The organism is Paenibacillus sp. 01T443 (assembly GCF_056398325.1).
Window position 1 is genome coordinate 60,856 of the sequence record NZ_JBFTPE010000032.1, and the last position, 24,364, is coordinate 85,219.

The 24,364-nt window shown below is 50.7% G+C and carries 17 protein-coding genes, 1 tRNA gene and 1 pseudogene; 3 read left to right on the forward strand and 16 right to left on the reverse strand.

Translation table 11 applies throughout. The annotated features are described in order from the left end of the window. Positions 1 to 682: 682 nt before the first annotated feature. The 15 genes and pseudogenes from AC1DLI_RS31355 to AC1DLI_RS31425 all read right to left on the reverse strand — a co-directional run bounded on the left by AC1DLI_RS31355 (position 683) and on the right by AC1DLI_RS31425 (position 19,147). Positions 683 to 786, reverse strand: a tRNA-OTHER gene (locus AC1DLI_RS31355). Positions 787 to 1,112: 326 nt separating this feature from the next. Continuing rightward, a complete protein-coding gene (locus tag AC1DLI_RS31360; protein WP_477609162.1) occupies positions 1,113 to 1,241 on the reverse strand; it encodes a hypothetical protein in 129 nt (42 codons plus the stop codon). Positions 1,242 to 1,296: 55 nt separating this feature from the next. Further along, positions 1,297 to 1,884 (reverse strand): RNA polymerase sporulation sigma factor SigK, encoded by a 588-nt coding sequence (gene sigK, locus AC1DLI_RS31365; protein WP_477609164.1) that lies wholly within the window; start codon positions 1,882 to 1,884, stop codon positions 1,297 to 1,299. Then, positions 1,802 to 2,971 (reverse strand): annotated as a pseudogene (locus AC1DLI_RS31370) (alpha-L-fucosidase). The gene sigK and the pseudogene AC1DLI_RS31370 overlap by 83 nt, the downstream one beginning before the upstream one ends. Positions 2,972 to 3,866: 895 nt before the next feature. Further along, a complete protein-coding gene (locus AC1DLI_RS31375) occupies positions 3,867 to 5,510 on the reverse strand; it encodes a response regulator (RefSeq protein WP_477609165.1) in 1,644 nt (547 codons plus the stop codon). Positions 5,511 to 5,514: 4 nt separating this feature from the next. After that, positions 5,515 to 7,257 (reverse strand): sensor histidine kinase, encoded by a 1,743-nt coding sequence (locus tag AC1DLI_RS31380; RefSeq protein ID WP_477609167.1) that lies wholly within the window; start codon positions 7,255 to 7,257, stop codon positions 5,515 to 5,517. Positions 7,258 to 7,317: 60 nt separating this feature from the next. Then, the gene (locus AC1DLI_RS31385; RefSeq protein ID WP_477609217.1) at positions 7,318 to 8,208 is read right to left on the reverse strand and encodes a carbohydrate ABC transporter permease; all 891 of its coding nucleotides are present in this window, start codon (positions 8,206 to 8,208) and stop codon (positions 7,318 to 7,320) included. A 47-nt stretch (positions 8,209 to 8,255) separates the two neighbouring features. After that, positions 8,256 to 9,158, reverse strand: coding sequence for an ABC transporter permease (locus AC1DLI_RS31390; RefSeq protein ID WP_477609169.1), 903 nt, complete (start codon positions 9,156 to 9,158; stop codon positions 8,256 to 8,258). A 64-nt stretch (positions 9,159 to 9,222) separates the two neighbouring features. Beyond that, positions 9,223 to 10,830: an extracellular solute-binding protein gene (locus AC1DLI_RS31395; RefSeq protein ID WP_477609219.1), complete on the reverse strand. Its 1,608-nt coding sequence runs from the start codon at positions 10,828 to 10,830 to the stop codon at positions 9,223 to 9,225. A 409-nt stretch (positions 10,831 to 11,239) separates the two neighbouring features. Continuing rightward, complete coding sequence (locus AC1DLI_RS31400) at positions 11,240 to 12,859, reverse strand: glycoside hydrolase family 43 protein (RefSeq protein WP_477609171.1); 1,620 nt, start codon at positions 12,857 to 12,859, stop codon at positions 11,240 to 11,242. 30 nt (positions 12,860 to 12,889) lie between these two features. Beyond that, positions 12,890 to 14,878, reverse strand: coding sequence for a YjhG/YagF family D-xylonate dehydratase (locus tag AC1DLI_RS31405; protein ID WP_477609173.1), 1,989 nt, complete (start codon positions 14,876 to 14,878; stop codon positions 12,890 to 12,892). 19 nt (positions 14,879 to 14,897) lie between these two features. After that, positions 14,898 to 16,379 carry an alpha-ketoglutaric semialdehyde dehydrogenase GucD gene (gucD, locus tag AC1DLI_RS31410; RefSeq protein WP_477609175.1) on the reverse strand — a complete coding sequence of 494 codons (1,482 nt, stop codon included), beginning with the start codon at positions 16,377 to 16,379 and terminating at the stop codon, positions 14,898 to 14,900. A gap of 13 nt (positions 16,380 to 16,392) precedes the next feature. After that, entirely contained in the window at positions 16,393 to 17,298 is a 906-nt protein-coding gene (locus tag AC1DLI_RS31415; protein WP_477609221.1) for a fumarylacetoacetate hydrolase family protein, read from the reverse strand. Between the two features lie 97 nt (positions 17,299 to 17,395). Beyond that, entirely contained in the window at positions 17,396 to 18,154 is a 759-nt protein-coding gene (locus AC1DLI_RS31420; protein ID WP_477609177.1) for an IclR family transcriptional regulator, read from the reverse strand. A 198-nt stretch (positions 18,155 to 18,352) separates the two neighbouring features. Continuing rightward, entirely contained in the window at positions 18,353 to 19,147 is a 795-nt protein-coding gene (locus AC1DLI_RS31425) for an alpha/beta hydrolase (protein WP_477609179.1), read from the reverse strand. A 336-nt stretch (positions 19,148 to 19,483) separates the two neighbouring features. On the opposite strand from AC1DLI_RS31425, the gene AC1DLI_RS31430 reads away from it, so the two are divergent. Continuing rightward, the gene (locus tag AC1DLI_RS31430) at positions 19,484 to 21,190 is read left to right on the forward strand and encodes an RICIN domain-containing protein (protein ID WP_477609181.1); all 1,707 of its coding nucleotides are present in this window, start codon (positions 19,484 to 19,486) and stop codon (positions 21,188 to 21,190) included. Positions 21,191 to 21,475: 285 nt separating this feature from the next. On the opposite strand, the gene AC1DLI_RS31435 is transcribed toward AC1DLI_RS31430, so the two are convergent. Then, positions 21,476 to 21,610: a hypothetical protein gene (locus AC1DLI_RS31435; protein ID WP_477609183.1), complete on the reverse strand. Its 135-nt coding sequence runs from the start codon at positions 21,608 to 21,610 to the stop codon at positions 21,476 to 21,478. A gap of 229 nt (positions 21,611 to 21,839) precedes the next feature. Here AC1DLI_RS31435 and AC1DLI_RS31440 point away from each other — a divergent pair, with 229 nt between their 5' ends. Beyond that, positions 21,840 to 22,742, forward strand: coding sequence for an AraC family transcriptional regulator (locus tag AC1DLI_RS31440; RefSeq protein WP_477609185.1), 903 nt, complete (start codon positions 21,840 to 21,842; stop codon positions 22,740 to 22,742). A 43-nt stretch (positions 22,743 to 22,785) separates the two neighbouring features. Continuing rightward, positions 22,786 to 24,351 (forward strand): response regulator transcription factor, encoded by a 1,566-nt coding sequence (locus AC1DLI_RS31445; protein WP_477609187.1) that lies wholly within the window; start codon positions 22,786 to 22,788, stop codon positions 24,349 to 24,351. Positions 24,352 to 24,364 lie beyond the last annotated feature (13 nt).

Here is a 24,364-nt window from a genome sequence, read left to right on the forward strand (position 1 = left end):
TTAAACATGCACTGTTGCAAATCTATCGGTGGCTCAAGGTATTTCTTTGGCAAAGCTATGACGCATGGTTTGAACAGATGAGACGGAGACCTAGCCGACCCTCAGCTATGCTGCTTTCATCTTGATATGAACCTCTCATGTGTGGCCTGACAACACATTCCCGCTTTTATGCTCGCCGCCGCATCACCTCTACTATTCCATATGTCCAATCTTGTAAAAGCGCATCCGTCCACAATCGACTCGATGTTAGCGTTTTCACAAGTTCAAAAAAATAACAGGATTCAAAGAGCGATAAGCGTACGTGCAAATAACGTAATCTCACTACTTCTTTTAACCCTGTAATAATTTCCCGGAATACAATCTGTATATTGTGGACTTATCTTATCATACGAGTGTTGCAATAAAGTTCCAATGAGGTAGTCTTATCCTTTACGGGGGCAATATTAATTTAATGAAAACGCAACGCTGTCTCGCTATACTGGCAGTTAACACATATCGACTACGACGAGCAGGACGTGGCATGGCACTTATTTCGTTCTAATGAACTGGCTCAACCGAAGTTTAAATTCAATCTTGATTCCAAGCCTATAGATTTCAATTCCTCCAATAATCTTCCGAAGCAGAGAGGCTCCACCAAACAATAAAAAAACCACTTCGAATGAAGTGGTTTGAATTTATTGTTTGGTGGAGCCTAGGGGGATCGAACCCCTGACCTCATCGCTGCCAGTAATGAAGTCTAACACACAATATCAATGTTTCGCCTTATGAAACTCATAATAAAGCTTCATCAACGCCAATTTCTCAATGCGCAACACATAACTCCACGAAATCTCTAGCTCTTATGCAATAACCTGCTGCCTCCACTCATCACACCATGTTCCAGCCCAAAGAGACCGAGAACTACTTCCTTCTCACGGTCATCCAATATTCAGCTCCGCTCCAATGGTTTACGGATGCGTCGGGCGTTCCCCATTACCCCCTCAAGTTAGTCTTTCCCCCAAAAATTAAATAGGACAATGAAAGTCCCAATTTTCGTTGTCCTAAAAAATATACAAACGCATGAACCAGCTTAATTTTTAACCACTCAATAACTAATACTACTTCTTTAATATTTAGCCTTTCTTTTCAAACGTTCCTTCAAGTGTCCGCAGCAATATTCCTTTAGCATCGGCATAGCTTAAGGACTCTAATTCCTTTAATACTTCCTGAATATATGGCTTATCCATCAAATGTTTAACCATTTAGCTACCTCTATCTTCAAAAGTGAATGTCCCAATAAAAACAGATACAACCAGCTTATCTCTTCGCCTTATAAAACTCATGATACAGCTTCATGAGTGCCCGCTTCTCTATCCGCGAGACATAACTCCGCGAGATCCCTAATTCCTTAGCAATCTCCCGCTGCGTCCGCTCATCCCCGCCATGCTCCAGCCCAAAGCGGCCGATAACGACTTCCTTCTCCCGGTCATCGAGTATATCTAAATTCTTATAGATCTTCGATTTCTCAATCTTCAGCTGCACCTTATCCACGATATCATCAGCCTCAGTACCGAGGATATCGATCAAGGTAATTTCATTACCTTCCTTATCCGTGCCAATCGGATCATGCAAAGAAACGTCTTTCCGCGTCTTCATTAAAGAACGCAGATGCATAAGTATTTCATTCTCGATACAACGAGCCGCGAACGTCGCAAGCTTCGTGCCTTTTCCAGTTTGGAAGCTCTCGATTGCTTTAATCAATCCGATCGTGCCGATCGAGATCAAATCCTCGAGAGCTTTCGCCTTCACGACTAAATTTGATTTAGCTTTCCACAACCAACTTGATGACAGTATCGAGCGGCTCCCATTTTTCTTTAGGAACTTGGATCGAAACCCCATGTTCATTTTGTTCGAATGGAACCGAAGTACCGTCAAGCAATTGGCACTGTATGATTTTCTGCTGAAGCGCCGGTAACACCATGTTTTCAAAAGCCGTCATATCCTGAACATGCAAATAAAGATGATTGCCTTTGCATGTCATGCCATATACATTGTCTACCGGCTCGAGCGGCCCCGCCTGAGTTCCATAAATCGATTCCCCGTTCTTCTTCATGAACGCTCCAATTTGCTTTAACCGCTCCACTTGATTTGCAGGTATTTCCCCTTCTGGATTAGGAGCAACGTTAAGCAGCACATTGCCGCCGCGGACAAAACAGTCAATCATTAGCTTGATGATGCTTTCCAGCGGCATGACTCTTTCTTCATATTCATAAGACCAATGAAAAGCGATCGTGAAGTTTTTCTCCCAGTCGATGGGCATGATGTTTCCGGTAACTTCATGAGGACCTTCGTCGCATTGAAAATCGCCGATCCATCCGGATCGCGGATTGATTACGCATTTGGGCTGGTTGCTTCTTACCAATTCGTTTAGCCGGACCGGATCCCAGAACCAAGCCGCGGTTGCATCCGTTCCGCTATGAGCCAGCCAGCCTCCGTCATACCACATAATATCGATCTGCCCATACCGCGTATTCAACTCCCGGATTTGCTCATAGCATTGCTCCTTCATCAACGCCGCATTATCGGGCAGTTCCTTCGGCTGGAAGTATCCTGGAAAACGCCAATCCATTGGCGAATAATACAATCCGACCCGTAGTCCAGCGTTGCGGAAGGCGTCCGAATAATCTTTCACAAAATCGCGTTTCGCGGCGGCATGCATGCTGTCGAATTGTCCGTAGCTGCCCGGGCTATCCCAGAGCGCAAAGCCGTCATGATGGCGGGTTACCATAACCGAATACTGCATGCCGGCTTCCTTGGCCAGACTGGCCCATTACTCCGGATTCCATTTTTGAGGATTAAAATCATCGGCCAGCTTCGCATATTCGTCTGTGGGAATATTCTCGTTGAACATAACCCATTCGCCGCGCCCAAGTTTGGAGTAGAGTCCCCAATGGAAGAAAAAACCGAGCTTCGCATCCCGCCACCATTGCATGTCCTCATCGCTCAGGTTCAGCCAAGTGCCTCCACACCATCCTTGCTTTTCAACACAATACTGCTTTTTAACATGGAGGCGAGCTCGGCGTCTAGCAATTTTTTATTGGACATATTCTATCAAACCCCTTCATTCAATAAAATTTCGTTGTTTGTCATTATAATAAAGCAACTTAACTTCAAATAAAATCACATTATTTTAATGTCTATGAAACAAAAATACGATTTTTATCACATCACGTTTTTGAATCACTTAAGGTATTCTTTGACGCTGTGATCTAATTTTCGGGCATTCCACGTCTTTTGTACACTTTTGTCTTGTTATGAGAGATGGATAATCCGAAGTATTTTATGAATTTCACAGAGCCGTATCCTTGCAGTTCATTATTCGTTTCTATACACGGTAGCCTATCGATGGGGGAATTATCGAATTTTTTAAAAATATAAGAATTTATAAGTTTCAGTCTTATAAACAGCCTTAATCGCCGAACAAGTTGGATACAATAATCCGGCCTATTTTATCCGCGTGTTTAAAAACCATTTAACGTTGAAAATTCCTAATCGGGTGGCGGCTTCATGGACCTTTAGACCGTTCTCACGGTACAGTTGGAAAACGAACCAATGGTTGAGATCCTGGACGGGTTCTTGGCGAGGCATATAGAAGGAGGCACTCATAGTGCTATTTAGTGTATAACACCAAATACAAAAACTTGGTATATAAGGACTTAACCGCTTATTATACATATGTACAAAAACTATCATTTTGTGAAGATGTAAAAGGAGCTGCTGCAGCAGCTCTTTCTTCGTTTGTAAAGGGGCCTTCATTGAACTAAAGTCCTGCTGATTATATCATAAGCAGCTAACAAATTTAGCGCGGGATATTCAATAAAATATGGCTAAAGCTCGTCCCTAGCAGTGTCCCTGTATTCTTGAGGGGTCATTCCGGTTGCTTTCTTAAAGAAACGAGTAAAGGATTGCGGCGAATCATAGCCGACCCGAGTCCCGATCTCCTGGATCTTCTGCACTTCTGATGCAAACAGCTCCTTCGCTTTCCTGATTCTTGCGTCTTCAATGTATTCCGACACGTTCAGACCTTTCTCCTGTTTAAAAAGGCGGGATAGATAAGACGGATTAAAATGGACGCACTTAGCCAATCGAACAAGCGAAAGCTCTTCAGCGATATGCTTATCAATATAATGGCAGACTGCTGCTATGGCTTCAGCAGCCCTGCTGTTCTCGACGTTTCGTCTAAGCGTGAATAGCAGCCCTGCTGTCCTGGAGAGGTAATCAAAGCCTTCCTGCCACGAGCAATGCGCATCAAAGCGCAGCAATGCCGCTGTCGGAACTTGTTCGTGAAGCTGTCTGCGGTTAATGTAGGATATAAGCACCAAAGCCAAAGAATAATATAACTCCGCAGCTTGGGCACCTTCCGCCAGCCGTCCGGTGTCGATGGGCATAAAAAGTTCTTGCAGGAGTTCCATGAAAGCATCCTTCCGCCCGCCTTCCAAATGACCGGCAAGCTGTTCGAACTTCTCACTGCGCACTCGCTCTTTCGTCTGCCCGGCCGGATCGTTCTCTTCGATTTGTACGGTCATCACCATGTTTGCGCCGTCACCAGCTCGGTTGTACTGCAATTGCCTGATTCTCTCATAGGCATCCGGTAAAGCTTCCCAGTCGATAAGCGTCCTGCAGACGGTAAAAGACGATTCTAATTGGAGGGAGTCGCAGCAGACGGCTTGGATATGCTCTAATGTACCTTCAAGGAACCGCACGATTGTTTCATACGTCTGAGCCGATTCGGCCGGCGAAGTACTGTCTTCCGGCTGGATCAACCAAAGCAGGTCGCCATATCTGTCAATCAGCCCAACGGATCGTGTTTTTTCTCTGAGATAGCCGTCTCCAAGAAGCTTGACGGCTAACGCCGCTTCCTGTCTCTCGGTAAACAATGGCAGTGATCTTGTCCGAATCAAACTGCCTAGAACCAGCAGGACCGGTTTGTGAGGATCGAGCAGAATATCCAGCTTCCGGAAGTCTTCCGCTCTAACTGTCGACATGCCTCCTTCTGTACCGAACAGCAGATGACGGAAATAATCGCCATGCGCCAGTGTCTCTAGTGTGTTTCGCTGTTCCGTCGCCTGCTGCAGAAGATGATCCTTCTGCAGCTCTCCGTCCAGCTCCCGTAAAACATCACGCACCTCGGCAATCACTTTGGCATTGCCTTCCGTCTTCAGCAAATATCGCACGCCACTTGCCTGAATCGCTTTGTAAATGGATTCAAAATCATTATAGCCCGTCAAGAAAATAATCCGGCATCTCGGCCAGTTCCGGCGAATGATCTCCATCAGCTCTAATCCGCCGATTTCAGGCATTCTTATATCTGAGAGAACAATGTCGATCCGGGTGTCATTTAACCAATCCAGCGCTTCGCTCCCGGAATAAGCTTTGTAAATGTCCAGTCCCGGTATGCGCAGATCACTCAAAATTTCGGCTAATCCATCCGTAATAATCTCTTCATCGTCCACAACGAGCAGTTTATACAATTGATTAACCCTCCCCCAGCGGTACTCGGATCGTTACCCGGATTCCTCCAAGCTCTCCTCGAGTTAAGTGCAGGCCGCTACCCTCGCCGAAAGTGATGACAAGCCGGCGATGAATATTCACCATTCCTGTCGTTTCAGTCTTGTCATCCTGATGTACTATTGCAAGGGAAATTCGCTCAAGCTCCTCGTTGCTCAAGCTGTTCCCGTTGTCTTCAACGATAATGCATGCCCAATCTTCGAAGCGTTCAAATTGAACCGAAATGACGCCATTTCGCGCCATTTTTTCGAGACTATGTTCGAACGCGTTCTCAATAATGGGTTGCACAATAAGCCGAGGAACCAGTATCTCCTCAAACGCTGCAGGCAAATCGTCGAACCGGACCTGAATTCGTCGTGAAAACCGCAGCTTTTGAATTTCGGTATACATCTTTGCATGATGAATCTCTTGCTTCAACGTCACCTCATCCGATGCATTACGGGTCACAAACTGGAAGTACTCGCCTAGCTGAACAGAGAACTGTTCGATCCGCACATTGTCCCCTCTTTTGGCCATCGTGTTTATTATAAAGAAGCTGTTGTACAGAAAGTGCGGATTAATCTGCGATTGAAGCTGCTTCAATTCCGAGCGCTGCGCCAAAATTTTCTGTTTGTACACTTGATCGATAAGCGTCCTCAAATTGGCCACCATCTGATTGAAACGAGCATAGATATAACGAAACTCATCGTTTGCATCGTGCGCGATGGCCAACTCGAGATCACCGCTTTCCAGACGACGGAATCCTTTGACCAGCTTAAGCAGAGGTTTGTGGATAAACTTGTATGTCGATAAGGCATAAACCATAATGATGATGAGAGAGACTAACGCGAAAAGCCAAGCCCAAATATAAAACTTGTCTAGCGGCCTTCTTACGATCTGCTCCGGGATATACCGGTAAATGGACATATCCAGATGACTGGAGTAGGCATGGGAAACGAAATAGGAGCGGCCTGCAAGCTCAAGCGATTCAGAATTGCCGTCAGCTATTTTCGAGAGATCATTCTTAAGCTCTTCCACGTCCTTTGTCCGACTGACTCCTTGTCCGCTTACGAGAATTAATCCGGCTTGGCCGCTGATAAGGACGGCAGAGCTATCCGGATACACATTGAATTGCTGCAGTGCTTCCTGGAGCTTCAGATTGTCAAGCCCGATTTCAACGATGAAGAGCGGCTCTCTTTCTATCGTTCCGGCAGGCTTGGCTGCAATAAGGAGAAGATGACCCTTCCATTCCGTCAATTGGGTTTGCTTACCTAACAGCGCGCGCATAGCTTCATAACGCTTTTCGTCAAAATCTTTTACACCGTTAATGGCTGAAATAGTTTTGCCGATCGCCCGAATATGAACGTTGACATCCAAGATGTAGTCACTGCTGTTCTGCATTGTAATGGCACGTCCTAGAACCGAATTGATGCTTTCCATCCGTTCAATGTCGCCCATCGATTCCCAAATGATAGCAAGATTGTTCAGATCGGTGTCTTCCACAAAGCCGTACTGAAGGAGCTTCATTCGCTCAATTTCATTCTCCAGATCGTTCAGATAGAACGAGATTTGGGAGACGGCCGTCTTCGAGATGTCTTCGCTCGCGGTTCGGATGCCCCAGTGATAAATATAAATGCCGAGCAGAGCGACAGGCACCATGATCAGCAGAAAGGTGACGATCAACCGGATGAAGATTGTATTTCGTAATGAGAATTCGGGACGTCTAACCAAAACAGTTTCCCCCAGATCTTTTCCTCTAGTATACATCACCCTTCTCCGGTACCTGCTGCGCTATCCTTTTACGCTTCCAAGCACGATCCCCTTAACAAAGTATTTTTGCAAGAAAGGGTAAGCGGCGATAATCGGGAGTGATCCGAGAAAAATTTGTGACGCTTTTAACGTTCTGTCCGAAATAAGAGCCAGATTCATCAAATCTTCGCGCGACATCGAACCAAAATTCATCTGGATGACAATCGTTTGAATGTAGCTCTGCAGCGGATAACGAATAGGGTCCCCCATCAATATGAGACCGTCGAACCAGCTGTTCCAGTGCTCCACCATCGAGAACAGCGCAAGCGTGGCAATTGCCGGCTTGGAAATCGGTACATAGATTCGCCATAAGGTCGTCCATTGTCCCGCTCCGTCGATAATAGCGGACTCCTCCAGCTCTTTGGGCACCTCACGGAAAAAATTAAGCAATAGCACGATGCTGAACACCGGAACCGCACCGGGTAGAACCAGAGCCCAGATGGAATCCAGCAGACCAAGTTGTTTAATCGTAACGTACCACGGGATAAGGCCGCCGTTGAACAGCATGGTCACGAAGAAAATCCAGGCATACACGAGCCGGTAACGGAAATGCTGCGTCTCTTTGGATAACGGATAGGCAACCAGAATCGTAAGCAAAAGATTCAGCGGGGTACCAATGGCGATTCGCTCCAGAGAGATCAGCATAGATCGCCAGAAGCCTTCCCTTCCTGCCGTAAATTCATAGGAAGCCAAAGTGAAATCCACCGGCCAAAGCTTCACATAACCTGCTGATGCAGCGGCGTTGGAACTGAACGATAAGGCGATAATATGAAGAAGCGGGAGCACGCACAGGAGAGCAACCGCTATCAGAAATACAGCGTTCACGACAGCGAACCAGTCGAAGCGCTTGCCGGTTTTCGGTGAACGGTTCATGATGGATGAATCCGATTTGGCAGAGTTACCTGACATGGTGGAACCTCCTAAAAAATTCTATATTTAGCGAACCGGTAAGCAAGGAAATACGAGCCAGATATCAGGATGAGAGATACGATTGATTTGAAAAATCCGACAGCAGTAGCCACGCCGTATTGCGCATCGAGAAGTCCGATCCGGTACACAAACGTATCCAGTATATCGCCGCTCTCATATACTTGAGGGCTGTACAAGTTGAACACCTGATCAAATCCCGCATTCAATAACTGACCGAGACTAAGCACCGACAACAGCACGATGACCATTCGCATCCCGGGCAGCGTAATATACCATGCTTTCTTCCAGCGATTCGCGCCGTCGATCGTCGCAGCCTCATACAAGCCCGGATCGATGCCGGTAATAGCCGCCAAATATACAATAGTTCCGTAACCGAAGCTTTTCCAAATATCTGAGACGATCAGAGTAGCCGGAAACCACTTGTTGTCCCCCAAAAAAAAGATGGGCTCGATGGAAAAAGACTTCAGCAATGCGTTAACAATGCCGCCCGAGGGGGACAACAGATCGATCAGAATGCCGCCAAGCACAACCCATGACAAAAAATAGGGTAGATAAATCGTCGTTTGGATCGACCTCTTAATCTTCTCATTCTTCAGCTCATTTAATAGAATTGCGAAGATGATCGGTATAAGCAGACCGAGCACAAGCTTAAAGCTGGAAATGTAAAGCGTGTTCCAAAGCACCTGTCCAAAGCTCGGCAGCTCCAAAACATAGCTGAAGTTCTCCCACCCCACCCATTTCTGCTCACCGAAAAGCCCTCTGGCTGGAATGAATTTTTGGAAAGCGATCGTGATCCCGGCCATTGGAATATATGAAAAAATCACGATTAACAGCAAACCCGGTAAAATCATCAAGTGAAAAGGTAGCTCTCTCCTCGTCCTTGCGCTCTTCATTGTATTTTCCTCCGATGCATAGGCGGGGAGAGCCGCCATGAATGCGCGCTCCCCCTGTTAGCCTCTACTTATTGGATGCGTACCAATCATTGACTTCCTGCGTGATTTGATCGCCGCCAAGCTTCTTCCAATCTGCGACGAACTTGTCGAACTCCTCGATCGGTTGGCCAAGGATAATCTTGATGAACACCTCGTTTTGCATTTTCTCCAGTGTCGTTTTACGCTCGACCATTGTTGCTGTTGGTGCGCCTACAAATTTGTCAAGGAGGAACAACTTGTTCTTGTCGTACTGATCGGTAATTCCCATCGAGCCTTCTGGACCGTAAATACGTTCCCAGCCCCATACGGCAAAGCCTTCGGTAGCGCCGGAATTGTAAAGATCGATCTTCTCCTGAATCGTCTGCGCTTCGCCCTTAAGTGTCGACATATCGCCGGCTTTGCGGGCCGCATCGATCTGACGGAACGCCTCGAGATTTTTCTTAGGCGGAGCCGGGGTTACCGGCGATAATTGCCATACGCTTTCAGCTTCCTTCGGCGCATAATACTTATCAAATTCAGCCGTTTCACCCCAGTTTTTCTCCACGTGCATATTGAAGAGCTTGATTATCGCTTCCGGATTTTCGGCGCCTTTTCTGACCGCGAAAAATTTCGTGGTACTGAACTTCAGCGGCACCTTCGGCGTTTCACTCGTCTCCGATACGATCGGGAACGCCCGCCATTTCGCGTTTTTGTCGTTATCCTTGCTCAGCTGGAGCGGCCAGATGGAGTTCCATTGCTCGCCATACTCCATGCCGATTTTCCCCGCCGAAATCTGCTCGGCCACCTTGCCGCCGTCCTTCGTTCCGAATTCCTTATCGAGCTGTCCCTGCTTCACCATGTCCTGCAGTACTTGCAGAGCTTTTTTCACCTCAGGCTGAATGCTGCCAAACTCAAGCTGTCCGGATTCGTTCTCAACCCAAATATTCGGATATGCTTTAAAGCCGGCCATAAAACCTTCGAGGCCCATAGCTCCTCCCCAGAGACCTTTGGTCATGCCGAGACCGTACGTGTCCTTCTTTCCGTTGCCATCCGGATCGTTCTCGGTGAATGCTTTTGAAATCGCCAGTACATCATCCATCGTCTTCGGAGGCTGGAGCCCGAGCTTCTCCAGCCAATCCGTGCGTACCCAGATAAACATGGAACGTTCGATCGACGGATCCACCTGCGGAATGGCCATCAGCGTGCCGTCGTAAGTCGCAGCGTCAAAAGGGCTAGTCCCTTCCTGCGATAAAATATCCTTCAGCAGCGGAGAAGCATATTTCTCATATAATTGTGTCATGTCCTCGATCTGATCTGAATCCGTAAGCTGCTTCAGCTGAATCGCATTGACCTGAATAATGTCGGGCAGATCCCCGGATGCGAGCGTAACGTTCATCTTCTGCAAATATTGATCCGAGGTGTCCGAGCCTTTGACAACCCATTTGTATTTGATTTTGATGCCTAGCTGCTCCTCGTAGATGCGGGACCATCTGTTGTCTTCCAGCGTTTCGTCCTTCAACACGCCAAGCACGTTGTTCTCGACGACATCGCTCAGGCTTCGGACGGTCGTCACTTCAATAGGCGGATCAAACTTTCCAAGCGGCTCCGCGACCGTCTCGTTTCCAACAACCGATCCATTGCCGGTGTCAGTCATATTTTGCTCTGCCGACCCATTGTTGTTCCCTCCGGTATTGGCGCTGCATGCCGAAGTCAGCATGACCGCCGCCAGCAGCAGCGTCATTCCTTTGGTATAGGAGTTTTTTCGTTTATTTTGTTTCATTTCCGAATCCCCCATTTCAATATTTGTGATATGCCGTTTATGATGGCTACGCTTTCATTATAATGTTCCACAATTGCGCCTAACAATTTTCATCTTTTTACTTTGTTAACCCGCGTTTACTAATTGCAAGCGCTTACCAAAAATACTGCCATTTCGAATATTCGTCATTATACGAAGTTCCTTCGCCACAGCAAATACCCGACCTTTTCGATTGAGAAAGGGTCGGGCTGCGTACGTTGTCGCTTGCATACCGATCATATGGAATTACAAATCTTTGATGCGGTTATTCTTCCATTTCACGATAAACAAAATAATTGAAATCCGCATGCTTTCGGGCACCGCTTAAATCCTGGACGCACACGCCGACGAACGCTCCGGTAAAGCCTTGGTCGAGCAAAAATCCGCCGCGCTTCGCCTCCGCATTCTCGTCGGACATCCGCCCGGCCTCCAGTTCGGGCCCGATCGCCGTCCATTCGTGCCCGTCAGCCGAATAGTGAAATTGGGCCGTTTCGTAGTTCAGCGTCAGCTTCAAATAAACCCGCTCCCAGCCGTCGACGGAAATGTCCCGCTCCAGCGGCTCGTCGTATTGCCCCTGATTACTTGTCAGGATGGTGATGCTTTTGCCCAGCTCTTCGTCACGGCTGATTCGCAAATAAAACCAGTTTTTCGCGTTGTAGTAGTAAACCAAGCCCGCCATCTGCTGATACGTGTCAGGCTCGAATTCGACTACTGTCTCGGCTTCGACCGCGAACGACTGCTGCCGGCGCGCGACGAGGCTCTGACAGTGGGCCGAAGAGAATGATTCCCGGCCGCGCAGGCGCAGGAAGCCGGGCCGTTCACGCAGCGACAGCCAAGCATCGTCCGCTGGCTCCCGAAGCGTGTTCAGATGGATGCCGAGCGTCTTTCCGTCAAAATGGTCCGTTCCGGTGCCATGCGCCGATTCGTCAAACGGGTGCTCCGGCAGCCCTGCAGGCGCAGCTGTCTCCAGCAGCGGTTCATTCCCTCCGCCTGCCAGCCGCAGCCACCCCTCCTCCGTCCACTCGACCTTCTGAATCGCGGTTTCCCGCCCCAGATTGCACATCCGGGAAGTCTCTAGCGGCCGGCCGCAAAGGTGAACCATATACCATTCGCCGGACGGCGTTTCCACGAGATCGGCATGCCCCGCCCGCTGAAGCGGCAGCTCGGGATTGTTCCGTGAAGTCAGCATCGGATTCGCAGGATCGACCTCGTAAGGACCGAAAAGCGATTCAGAGCGAGCGACCGTAACCGCATGATTCCAGCGGGTGCCTCCTTCCGCGGTAATCAAGTAATAGAAGCCGCCCTTGCGGTAAATATGCGGTCCTTCTGTCAGCCCCAGCTCCGTTCCCTCGAAAATATTGCGGATCGGACCGACCAGCTTCCGTTCCCGTTCGTCGTACTGCTGCATCAGAATGCCGCCGAAACGATTCCGCCCCTTGCGATGGTCCCACACCATGTTAAGCAGCCATTTGCGTCCGTCCTCGTCATGAAACAGCGACGGATCGAAGCCGCTGCTGTTCAAGTATACGGGCTCCGACCACGGCCCCTTTATATCGGATGCGGTTATGAGGTAATTGTGCGTGTCCTTGAACGGACCCAGATGGCTCTTCACATCGGTATAAATGAGGTAATACGTCCCGTCGCTGTAGCTCAGGCACGGCGCCCAGATGCCGCCGGAGCTCGGGTTGCCAAGCATGTCGAGCTGGCTTCTCCTCGTAAGCGGATGCGCCAGCAAGCGCCAGTTCCGTAAATCACGGGAGTGATGAAACTGGACACCGGGAAACCATTCGAAGGTCGACGTGGCGATATAATAATCTTCCCCGACGCGAAGAATCGACGGATCTGGATTAAAGCCCCTCAGAATCGGATTAGCTATCGTGCTCATAGTTGGCGTTTCTCCTTTTCGTTTTTTGGACTATTTACCGGCACCTTCCGCCGCTAGCGCGCGCATGCCGGCTTCCAGAGTCCGGATGATACGATTCGTGTCGTAGACGCAGCCCTGCCAGGTTCCGCCGCTGGCTGATTGCAGCGCGGCCCACAGACGAGTATCGTCCGGGAGCCCGGGGTCCTCCGACAATCCGGGATGAGGCGCTCTCGCAGCGAGAACAGCCGAGCCGGCTTCCGGCGTGCCAGGCTGCGGGCCGCAGCCGACCATATGGATCGAGCCCTCCAGCTTGCGAGTGTCGATACGGATGTCCACCCAATCGCCGTCTCGAAGCAGTCCGACGGGACCCCCGGCTAGCGCCTCCGGCCCAATATGGCCGATGCAAGCGCCGGTCGACACGCCGGAGAATCGGGCATCGGTCAGAAGTGATACCTGCCGGCCGAAGGTCAAATGCTTCAGCGCGGACGTCAGTTGGTACGTCTCCTCCATCCCGGTGCCCGACGGGCCGCGTCCGATCAATGCCAGAATGTCGCCCGCTGAGATGCCGCCGGTCTTAATCGCACGGATCGCGTCGCGTTCGGTCGTGAACACTTTGACCCGGCCTACATGTCGGAATACACCTTCTGCATCCAGAACCGAAGGGTCAATCGCCGTCGACTTGATCACCGATCCTTCCGGCGCGATATTGCCGGTAGGGAACGTGATGGTTGGTGTCAGGCCTGCAATCCGCGCCTGGTCCGGGCTGTAGATGACCGTGTCCGGGTCGATGCCTTCCCGCTCAGCGAGATAAGCGCGCATGCGCCGACGCCGCTCGGAAGTCTCCCACCAGTTCAGCGTCTCGTCAAGCGTGACGCCTGCCGCAGTGAGCACGCTTACATCCAGAAGGCCGAGGCGTCGAAGATGCAGCATGACCTCAGGCACGCCGCCGGCCAGAAACACGCGAACTGTTGGATGCGGTACGGGTCCGTTCGGCAGCACGCTGACGAGCCGCGGAACGCTCCGGTTAACCTCCGCCCAGTCCCCGGCGTTCGGCACCGCGAGTCCCGCCGCATGCGCGATCGCTGGGATGTGCAGCAGCAGGTTGGTGGAGCCGCCAAAGGCCGCATGAACCGCCATTGCGTTTCGGATGGACGCGTCCGTCAGCAGGTCGCCAAGTGTCAGGCCACGGCTTGCTAGCGCCATGGCTGCCCGGGCGGATTGACGCGCCATCTCCGTCCAGACCGGCTGGCCAGACGGGGCCAGCGCGGCATGCGGCACAGTCAAACCCAATGCCTCCGCCACCACCTGCGCGGTTCCCGCCGTGCCGAGGAACTGACAGCCGCCGCCCGGCGTCGCGCAGGCTCGGCAGCCGAGATCCGCAGCCTCTTCCAGCGAAAGCTCGCCGTTCGCGTAACGGGCGCCGATCGTCTGGATTTTGCCGGCGTCCTCTCCATTCGTCGGCGGCAGCGTAACGCCGCCCGGCACGATAACGCCGGGAAGCTTCTTCATGCCGGCAAGCGCCAGCATCATGGCCGGCAGCCCCTTGTCGCACGTTGCGACGCCTATAACGGCAGCTCTCGTAGGAAGTGAGCGGATTAGCCGCCGCATTACCATAGCCGCGTCATTGCGATACGGCAGCGAATCGAACATCCCTGTCGTGCCCTGCGAGCGGCCGTCGCATGGATCGCTGACATGGGCGGCGAACGGGATGCCTCCCGCCCCGGCGATCTCTTCAGCAGCCGCCTTCATCAACAGGCCGATCTCCCAATGTCCGGTATGAAAGCCGAGCGCGACCGGCGTGCCGTCCTCGCCACGGATACCGCCAAGCGTGCCCAGAATGAGCACCTCCCTGCCCTGCAATCGGTCCGCCCGCCAACCCATGCCGACATTCTGGCTCCAACCGAACAGGTCGCCGCTCGGCGCGTTAAGCAGCAGCTCCGGTGTAAGTGGCAGCTTGCCGGATGGTCCCGGCGCATGCGTGGCCACCTCGAAATAATGCTCGTCTTCCCTGCCCATCACAGCTTTTAACAGATCCTCCATCGTGCGTTCCCCCTCCCGGTTAAGGCTTCACGAACACCGTTTTCACCGACGTATAAAACTCGATCGCCGCCTGTCCCTGCTCGCGCGAATGGGAGCTGGAGCCTTTCATGCCGCCAAACGGAGCCTGCAGTTCTACGCCTGCCGTTTCGGCGTTGACGCGGACGAGCCCTGCATCCGTTTCCTGAACGAACTTCAGAGCATTACCGATGTTACGGGTATACAGCGAAGCACTGAGGCCGTATTCCGTATCGTTCGCGAGCTCAATCGCCTCATCCAGGTCGCGCGCCTCGATCAGCGCCAGCACCGGCCCGAAAATTTCCTCCCGAGCAATGGACATCTTCGGGGTCACCCGGTCGAATACGGCAGGTGTCACGAAAAAGCCGTCCGCGAGCGCCGAATCAGCCGGCCGATCGCCGCCGATGAGCAGCTCCGCGCCCTCCTCCTTGCCCTTGCGAATGTAGTGCAGCACTGTATCATACTGCTTCCGGTTGGCGCAAGGGCCAAGCCACGTATCCGCGTTCAGGCCGTCACCGACCTGGAGCGTCTTCACTTTCTCGAGCAATTTCGTCCGGAAAGCATCATAAACGTCGCGCACGACGATCACCCGACTCGTTGCCGTACATTTCTGGCCGGTGGAGCGCAGCCCTCCGCTGATCGTCGCATCAACCGCAAGATCAAGATCGGCGTCGGCGGCGATGATGATCGGATTTTTTCCGCCCATTTCCAGCTGATACTTGGCCCCGCGGGCCAGTGCGAGCTGGCCGACACGCTTGCCGACGGCGCCCGAGCCCGTGAACGTGACACCATGAATGTCCGGGTGCTCTGCGATCCCCTGCCCGATGACGGCGCCGTCGCCGATGACCATGTTCACCACGCCCGCCGGAAAGCCGGCTTCATGGAAGCAAGCCATAACCAGCGAAGCGGTAACAGCCGTCTCGGCTGCCGGCTTCCAAACGACGGTGTTGCCGTAGATCAGGGCAGGCGCCATTTTCCAAACTGGAATCGCTACAGGAAAATTCCATGGCGTAATAATGCCGACAACGCCGAGCGGCGCACGTGTTGTGAACATTAATGCTTCCGCATCCGTCGCCGGAATGACCTCACCGACTGGTCGCATTCCCTCGCCTGCGTAATAGCGCAAAATAGCCGCGCCGCGAGCTGTCTCGCCCTTCGCCTCGCCGAGCGTCTTGCCCATCTCGAGGGTCATCGCCCGCCCGACTTCCTCCATTCGGCTTTCCAGCAGATCTGCAGCCTTGAACAGCAATGCGCCGCGCTGGGCGCCGGTCAGCTTGCGCCAGGCGTGCCGGGCCGCTTCGGCGGATGCTACCGCAACGCCTAGATCCTCGCGGTCAGAGTCGGGCGCTTGCCCGACGATTTCGCTGCTGCGGGCCGGATTAAATCCGGGCTTGCGCCTGCCGGAGATGGGGGTTTTCCATTCCCCGCCGATATAGTTGTCGATTGTCGCAATTTCCGTGTTCATCGAATGTTGGCTGTTTGCCATTGCTTTATCCCCCTTAGGCGTGAATAGGAGCCGTTTCCAGCTCATGAGTGCAGAGTACTGTGTTCACCAATGTCCCGATGCCTTCGATTTCAATCTCGATCCGATCGCCGGATGCCAGCGTGAACTGGTTCGGCGGAACAAGACAGGTGCCTGTCAGCAGTACCGTACCGTCGAACAGGTCGTTATCCCGCTTCAGGAAGTCGGCCAGATCCTCTAGCCTGCGCTTCAATTGCCCGGTACCAGCCGATTCTTCAACGACCAGGGCTTCATCCCGGTAAATGCGGCAGGCAATCGAAAGCGCGTACGGGTCAGCCACTGTTTCCGCCAGCCGGACGAACGGTCCGATTGAGCATGATCGCTTCCAAATTTTCGCCTGCGGCAGGTAAAGAGGATTTTCGCCTTCGATGTCGCGGCAGCTCATATCATTACCGGCCGTGTAACCGACGATTGCGCCGGTGCTGTCCAGAACAAGCCCCAGCTCCGCCTCCGGAACCTGCCACGAGGAATCGCTGCGCAGGCATACCGCATCGCCAGGACCAACGGTACGGGCCGCGGTCGATTTCATGAACAGCTCCGGGCGCTCGGCCTCGTATACTTTGTCGTAAAACGTGTCCGCGTCAAGCCGCCCTTCCGTCGCCTCGTAATTCCGTGCCTCGCGGCTGCGCAGATAGGTCACGCCGGCCGCCCATACCTCCGGCGCGTCCAGTGGCGTCGTCAGATCCAGCGTTTCCGCCGGCACTCCGAGCGGCGAGAGGCTGCCGAGCAGCGTCTCAATATAGGCCGCGGTTGTCTGTCCGGCTGTACGAGCCTCTGCGACAAGCGCCATCAGGTCCGGCGCATCCAGCCGGTAAGCTGCTCCTTCTTCCGTCCTCACTCCTAAATAGATTCTTGAAGCTTCCCGATAACGAAAAATACGCATAATGACATGGCCTCCCGTTTTTTGTTTTATAATATAAAACCACGTTCTGATATAATGAAAAACGAAGACCCGGCCAGGATCTTTGCGCCTCCAAGCATTATCTTGGGCGGTGGCCGAGTCCGCGGGAAATCTGTTCTGACGTTTCCTGCAAATACAGGACGAACTGCGCCAATTCCTCATCGCCGACCGTAGACGTCATAGTTGAAATGCTGACCGCCGCCGCAACGTGCCCGCCGTGGTCGTATACCGGCGCCGCGGCGCAGCGGACGCCCGGCTCATTCTCTTCTCGGTCATAAGCGATGCCTGTAAGCCGCACAGAGCTCAGTTCCTTCTGGAAAGCCGGCTCATTCGATATCGTATGAGGCGTATGAATAGAATAATCGTATCCCTCCAGCAGTCGCGAAAGCTCGGCCTCCGGCAGGAACGCCGCCAGCATTTTGCCGACTGCGCTGCTGTGCAGCGGAACGCGCCGACCGATCCGGGAATACCGGATCGCAGCTTTGCTCCCCTCGACCTTATCGATATAGACGCCTTCCGCTCCGTCCCGGATGACCAGATGAACGGTCTGTCCCGTCTTCACGGACAGCGCTTCCATCGGTCCTCTCGCGATCTCCCGGATATCAAAGCCCTGCAATAGCAGCTGCCCCTTCTCCAGCAGACGCATGCCGAGCCGATAGAGACCGTTCTCGTCCTGTTCAATGTAGCGATGAAGCTGAAGCGTCTTGAGCAGAGAATGCACGGTACTCTTATGCAGTCCAACCCTGGCGCTGATCTCGGTAATTTTCAGCTCGCGGTTCTGCTCGTCGAAAAGATCAAGAATAGTAAGCGCCCGGTCGAGCGATTGTATGATCGGCATGGAATATACCCCTCCTTTCGTTCTATAATATAAAACAATGTTCTTAAATATTGTACCAAACTATCGACAATGTCGTCTAGCTGCTTATCTCTTTTGAAGTCCACGCAAGTGCACGTATAGGTAGTCGAGAAACCAAAGTTCCATGATACCATGGTTTTTTTCACCATTGTACCTATAAGGAATCAGTCGCTAGACAAGTTATCTAAAAATGAGTTGGGAAAAATGGTATAAATCGTTCTTCCAAACCGGCCAATCGTGACCGCCGCTCTCCTCGTACCAAATGTGTGGCACATTATTCAGTTTCAAATAAGTATGCGTCCGATCGCTGACATGCTTAAGATTATCCAAAAGCCCGCATGACAACCAGAGAAGTCTGAGCTTAGACGACGCTTCATCCGGTTCCGGGACAAGCAACTCGGGCTCCTTCGTGTTAGGCGCGGAAGAAAAACCCCCAATCCAAGAAAATCGATCGAGATTGCCTAAACCGATGTTGAGCGATTGACCTCCTCCCATCGATAAACCGGCAATTGCACGGTTCTCTCGCCCCACTAGAACTGGATAGTTCGATTCTATATAAGGTATAAGATCATGAAGCAAATCGGATTCGAAATCTTCGAACGCCTTTAATTTGTTTGCTTCAAATAGGTTCCCCTCCGCCCGGTCGTTCTGCATTGCACGACCGTTGGGCAAGACCACGATCATAGGCGCAAGCTTGCGGTCTGCATACATATTATCAAGAATCACTTGCGGCCCCGCATGATTGTACCATTCCGCTTCGTCACCGCCGATACCGTGCAATAAATAGAGAACGTTATACCTTTGATATTCGGAATAACCGGGAGGGATGTAAATCATCGCTTTGCGCTTACTTCCCACTGTCATTGAGAAATACTCAACCGTTGTTATTTTTCCGCGGGCAATGTTTTCCCTGTACTGGTCATACCCTGGCTGAGCGGCGTGACTTATAGATTCATCGTGATCCGGATTCATCATATTCCCTTCCCCTTTCTGATTGCACTTGTTTCATATCCAAAAATTATAAACTTTGCAAACTGCACTAACAACCTGTCAATTGATACTTCTCACTCGTACGTCAAAGTTAGAGTTAGAAGGGTCGTAGAACCATTATTTGACAGGTTGTCGACCTTAACCCCCGAATAGTACACTCGTTCTTGCAAACGCATACATATTACTCCTAATAAATAACTACACCGCTTTTTCTTTCTCTTCCTTATAGGCTTTAGGCGCTCCATCTACCATCCGCTTCGCCCAATCCAAGTACTACCATGAATTTACATATATCAAACAAATAAAAGGAGATGAGTATTAATGATTAAAAAGAAAGTCAGATTGGCAGTAAAGCTTCTGCTGCTTATGGCGCTAGTGATGTCGCCAGTGCTGCTGAACGGCAAGAAGGCAGAAGCGTGGGTTGGGATGCCGATGTCCAAGCTTCATGTAAGCGGCAACCAATTGGTGAACAGCAGCGGACAACCGGTGTTGTTAAGCGGATGGCATCAGCCTTCGGGCGCTTACTGGACGTACCAAAACAGCAATTACTACCTGAATCAGAATGGCGGGAATCGACATGCGGCGATCTTGGCGTATTTGAAGGATATCACCGACACCTTTACGAGCACCTCGGCCAAATACGGTAACAACCATGGATGGTATATGAATCAGGTACGTCTATTCATTGACCGGGAAGACATGGGCGACGTTGCAGCGGGCACTTACAATTTTGCCGGCCTGCAGGCCGTTACTCAGAACGTCATCATTCCGTATATCAACTATGCCAAGACCAAGGGCCTCTATGTCACCCTCGGCCTCGATTTCACTTTAAGCAATAACCAAGCGACAACTCCTGCCAATCTCGCTAAGTTTAATCAGATTTGGGGATACCTCGCTGATCAACCAGAAATCAAAAGTGCGGATAATGTTATGTTCGAGCTCATTAACGAGCCAGTGCTATCTGATGTCAATGGTGTTTGGGGCGGACATCCTTCTCAATCCAATTTCGTTGATTACTGGAACTCGCTCAAAAATTTCCAAAATTCCATGATCTCCACGATTCGCGGTAAAGGCGCGGATAACGTCATCTGGGCATCGGGACTTGGTTGGGATCAATACTATCAACTATGCGCAGCCTATCCGCTGACGGATCCACTGAACAATATAGGTTATTCCGTACACTGGTATCCGGGCTATGGCGCCTATGATGATTACAATCCTTTGCAACAGCAATGGGACACCAATATTAAGCCCTGCGCCGATAATTATCCAATTAATATTACGGAAACAACCTGGTTCAAGACCCAACCGGGAGACTCCTCCTACTGGGATCTGTTCAACGGCTCGAACGCGGGCTTCGGCAAAAACACCAAGGCGATCTTCACGGCAGCAGGCAATGTGAGCATTGCCGTCCATATGAACGGATTTTTATTGAATCCCGGCACGAGAAGCTCATTCGCAGACCCGACAGGCGGTTTGATGTATGATGGCAATACTGCCCGGGACGGCATGGCCCGTTTTATTTTCGAATGGTACTATGAACGCGCGCAGTTTAATCCTTGGAACGGCGTATGGAATGGAGTCACTAATGGCGCGACTTATAAGATTGTAAACCGTGCTTCAGGTAAAATACTTGAGGTTCCAGGCGGTCAGAACACGAACGCGCTACAGCTTCAACAGTGGACGGACAACAATACGACAGCACAGCGCTGGGTCGTCACGGATCAAGGCACCTACAATAACTATTACGAATTGCGAAGCGTAAGCTCGTCCGACAACAAAGTCATGGATGTTCGTAACGGAACAAAAAACAACGGGGAAGCGATTCAGCTTATGCAGGATCTCTCCAATACCGCACAGCAGTTCCGATTGATAAGAATGAGTAACGGGTATTGGAACATCCTCAACGTGAACAGCAATAAAGCGGTTGAGGTCGTCGGTTCCTCCACCGCCGATGGAGCGAAGATTCAACAAAATCTATACCGCGGCGATCTCAATCAGCAATGGCAACTGGTACAAATTAATTAGCAGGAAGATATTTAAAAGAAGGTATCCTAAAAGCCTTGGCTTCTAGGACACCTTCTTTAGATTCCTTCATTATCGCCTCCTTTAAGCTCCAAAATCTGATCTTTTTATACACTCCCGTCGTTCTCCCCGCTTAACGGATTGTTTATGTAAAAAGTAGGGCGCTCCTGGCTGGATCGCTGCTCGAAATATTAGCGACCGGTCTTGTCCTCCCCTTCGTACGGATACAGCTAGTCATCCGGCTCCGGCAAGCCGACAACGACTCCTCCTTCTCCCCTGATCACGGCTTTATACCATGGCTTCGTTCGCAGTCATATCCTCCTTCGTGTAATTCAGCAAAGCCCCTGTAGAGATCCGGTTTCCATCGAAGTCGTAGATCGTCAATTCCCTAATGGTTTGGGTCGGTCCTATGGCTGCTACCATAATCTCGCTAAGCTACTTGATATTCGCAATCTGATCGGTCGAATAAGATGCAGCAACCTTCGTCCGTCTCGATCAGCAGAGCCTCCGGTAGCTGCTTGTAATTCACGATTGGCATTCATTACCTTCCGCTATGCAATCCCCTTCAATTATAATGATATTGATTATATAAATTAACTTCTAACTCAATTTTGCTTATAATTAACTCAATATTGATAGAGGGTGAATATCTTTGCTGGAATACCGTCTCCTAGAAAAAGTAACGCACGGTTCCTCTGACTTTCCGTTCGCCGTCTACAACGTAGATTACCTTTCGGGAAATCAGTCTATCCTTCCGTTGCATTGGCACGAGGAAATCGAGTTGATCTATATCCGAGCGGGACAGGCCGTATTCTCCGTGAGCCATGTGGAGATCCCCGTGCAGGCTGGCGATTGTCTGATCGTCAATTCGGGTGAGCCCCACAGCGGCTATAGTGATTCCGCATACGGTTGCTCTTACTCCGCTATCGTATTCAAGCTGTCGTGGCTATCCGCCCTGCATCCCGATTTCTGTCAGGAGCAGTACTTGAATCCGCTTCTTCGTGGAGAATTTATGTTCCCTTCCCTGTTGACGCGACGTCGAGTGCAGGATCAGCTAGGGATTGGCCGAATCGAGGATCTGCTCGCGGAATACCGAAACGAACATGGCGGATTTCAGCTTGGCGTCAAGGGACGGCTTTATATGCTTCTCGCGGCTCTCTACTCACATTTGATTCCAAAGCAGCTATACGAACGCGCCAATCCATTAAACACGCACAAATGGAAGAACCTGCTTCAAGTGCTGGAGTACATCGACGAAAACTACAAGTCTCCGCTCACGCTTGACGATTTGGCGTCCATCGGCTCTATTTCGCCGTCCCATCTGTGCCGGCTATTTAAGGAGCTGACGGACATGAGGCCGCTGGAATATATTAATCTGCTCCGAGTTAACAGCGCCGCACTCATGATTCAATTCGGCTCATGCAGCATGCTGGAAGCGGCGCTTGAGAACGGCTTTCAGCATCTAAGCTACTTCTCAAAGCAATTCAAGAAATACAAGGGGATGTCGCCTTCGGCTTTCAAACGCCTGCAAGGGAGAGCTTCATTCCCAAACTGACCGAAATAAATGTCTTAGTAGATTTCTCGAAGGAGGAAAAACCATGTATAAGGTGCTTATCGTGGATGACGAAATTTTTGTCCGCAAGGGGTTGATCAGTCTAATGGATTGGTCGTCACAACAATTTGAAATCTGTGGCGAAGCGGAAAACGGGGAGCAAGCACTGGAGCTTATTGAACTACTGACCCCGGACCTAGTCATTGTGGATATACGCATGCCCGTGCTAGACGGTCTGGAGCTGATCCAAAAGGTGAAAGCGGAGGGCGACCATCAACCGCTGTTTATCATATTAAGCGGGTACCCCGACTTCTCTTATGCTCAGCAAGCTTTTCGTTTCAATGTGTCGGATTATATCCTCAAGCCGGTTGATGAACAGGAGCTTACATCTACCTTAAAAAAAATAGCCAATACGCTGAATCAAAAACAGCTCTTATCGATAACGAGAGAAAAGCCGCTTGTCGAAACCGTCATCGAAAGCTTGCTGCAGACCGAGCCCAGCGAGCAAGTGATGGCACGGATTGCCCATGCGCTGGAGCTTCCACTCACCTCTTCCTATACGTATATCATTGCAGAAATACAGGATAGGCTGCCTCAAGGGGAAATCGACTATTTGCCCGCACTGCAAACATCGCTCCAGCAATATTTTCATCATGAGGGACAACCTCTGCTCATTCATGTACGCGCGTACAATCAATATGGCTTTATTGTGCCTCAGTTGTGGCTGGACGAGCAAAGCGAGGCAGAGCGGACGAACTACGGCAAGCTGCTTGATATGCTGGAGGCGGAGCTTGCAACGACAATAGCTTTGTTTATAGGCTATACGGCAAGCCATTTAAAAAATATCGCTCATTCCGGAATCAGTGCCGCGGAATGCTTGAATTATCGTTTTGCCGCCGGCTTTAACGGTATCTTTATGGCATCGGACCTGCTGGAGCTGCCCTTATATTATTTTGATGTGGATGAAGACCTGCACAGCAAGCTCATTTATGAGATTGAAGCGGATCAAAAGGAAGGTTATAACTCCGCTATTGATGCCATTTTTATTGCCTTTCAGGAGAGGCATTTCGCTTCAGGTGCAGTTACGAATACGATAAGGCGAATTATGATTGCTATCATCAATATCATCCGGCAGCTGGAAGGAAACGAAAAAGATCTGCAATGGTTGAACGAGTTGCTCAATTGGCAGATGAAATACCGCAATTTGAAGCAGCTAAGGCATGTTTTTTTGCAATTTATAGAAGAAGCGGCTAAATATATCGCGGAAAAGCGAGGCGAAAAGAACGAGGGCAGTATTGAAAAAGTAAAAAAATATATCGACAGCCACTACAAAGAAAACATCTATCTGAAAGGGATTGCTGCCGAATTTCACATGAATCCGGTCTATCTCGGACAGCTGTTTCGCAAAAATTACGGCGTTTATTTCAATGAGTATGTGCTTTCGCTTCGCATCGAGGAGGCAAAGCGGCTGCTGCGGCAAACGAAAAAACGCATGTATGAAGTCGCGGATCTCGTAGGCTTTCAAAATGCCGATTATTTTGCTGCCCAGTTTGAAAAGCTGGAGAACATGACGCCAACGGATTATCGCAATAAGATGATCGGTAAAAAATAAGGAGGCTCCCCCT